The sequence below is a fragment of the Arsenophonus endosymbiont of Bemisia tabaci Q2 genome, from assembly GCF_902713415.1.
Classification (GTDB): Bacteria; Pseudomonadota; Gammaproteobacteria; order Enterobacterales; family Enterobacteriaceae; genus Arsenophonus.
Genome location: NZ_CACTIE010000164.1, coordinates 1 through 1,612 on the forward strand (window position 1 = coordinate 1; position 1,612 = coordinate 1,612).

Sequence of the window (1,612 nt, forward strand, 5' to 3'; positions counted from 1 at the left end):
TTAAGACGCTTAGCTATATTCCCCAGATCTTAATCCAATTGAACATAAATGGGCACAAGCTAAATGCAAAAAAAGACCGCTCGGATGCGACACAGATATTTTGTTCGCACTCAATATAGTGTAATCAAAATTAAATCGCTTAGCGATAGGTCCATAAAATAGTTGTGAAAAACCATAAAATAGCAGATAGGCTCCCATTACGCTTTGCACCGCACCATCAGGTTCAGCGAAATGGGCAGCAATTTCTGCAATAACGGGGACATAAATTGTCTGCGTCATCTGCCCGACAGCAATTAAAACAATGAGCATTAATAGCAAATTGAAGTGTTCTAATTTTCTCATTTTATCTAATAATCAATGTATTAAAAAAGGTTACAATATCTTAGGCTTAAAGAAAAACAGCCCCATCAAATCTGTATGTTAATATCAATTAATCTAACAAATTATAAAAAATTCGAGTTAACCGATTAAATTATTTTTTCCACCTAACCGAATCTAATTGACTTATTTTGTAAACATAACTGTACAATTTTATATCATAATGAAAGAGTCATAATTTAACTGAATAGTTAAAACACATTATCGATAATGGTTTTGCCTAGATTTGATATAATATGACCAAACATTAACGCTTTATTTGACAGATTGGGAGGCCAGTAGTATGGCGAATTGGGTAACAGGAAAAATTATTAAAAATCATAAATGGACAGATGCCTTATTTAGTTTGATCCTTGAAGCGCCAATTAAACCGTTTATTGCGGGGCAATATGCTAAACTTGCGCTAGAAATCAATGGCCTGCGTATCCAACGCGCCTATTCTTATGTTAACGCACCCAATGATAATCAATTAGAATTCTATCTCGTCACCGTACCGGAAGGAAAACTCAGCCCACACCTTAAAGCATTGAAACCCGGTGATCCTATTTATGTCACTGAAGAGGCAGCAGGTTTTTTTGTGTTAGAAGAACTACCTGATTGTGAAACGCTTTGGATGCTATCGACAGGTACCGCAATTGGGCCTTTTTTATCCATTTTGCAATTTAGCGAAAATTTACCCCCATTTAACGAAATTATCCTAGTACATGCGGTACGTTACGGGGAAGATTTCAGTTACTTACCATTAATGAAAGCTCTTGAGAAAAAATATCAGGGAAAATTGAAGATCCAAACTATTGTCAGTCGCGAAAACAAAACTGGCTCACTCACCGGCCGTATTCCAGCGCTAATTGAAAGCGGACAGCTAGAACAAGCAGTAAAGGCAAAAATTGATCCCACAAGTAGCCATGTTATGCTTTGCGGTAATCCACAAATGGTTAAAGATACCCAACAACTACTAAAAATACAAAGAGGGATGGATAAACACTTACGCTGTAAAGCGGGGCACATTACCAGTGAACAATATTGGTAAGCCGAGGTAAATAAAAATTAATCAGCTGAGATAGTCAACTTGTTCATTTTTTACCATAACGATTTGCTTTATCCTGACCTTTAAAACTACCACAATCTAAAAATAATATGGTAACAATAAATATAGCTAAGTGTCTTAATTTTGATTACAAAATATATGTTTTTCTCCAATATAAATTTACTGCTATAGAGTAATTACTTGTAA

General features: G+C 35.2%; 1 protein-coding gene and 1 pseudogene. One reads left to right on the forward strand and one right to left on the reverse strand.

The features are described 5' to 3' along the window. Nucleotides 1-135 precede the first annotated feature (135 nt). Nucleotides 136-342: pseudogene (gene emrD / locus ARSQ2_RS13055) on the reverse strand (multidrug efflux MFS transporter EmrD); the annotation flags it as partial. Nucleotides 343-661: 319 nt separating this feature from the next. On the opposite strand from emrD, the gene fpr reads away from it, so the two are divergent. Further along, on the forward strand, nt 662-1,408 hold the full coding sequence (gene fpr / locus ARSQ2_RS08850; RefSeq protein WP_181995070.1) for a ferredoxin--NADP(+) reductase: 747 nt from the start codon (nt 662-664) through the stop codon (nt 1,406-1,408). Nucleotides 1,409-1,612 lie beyond the last annotated feature (204 nt).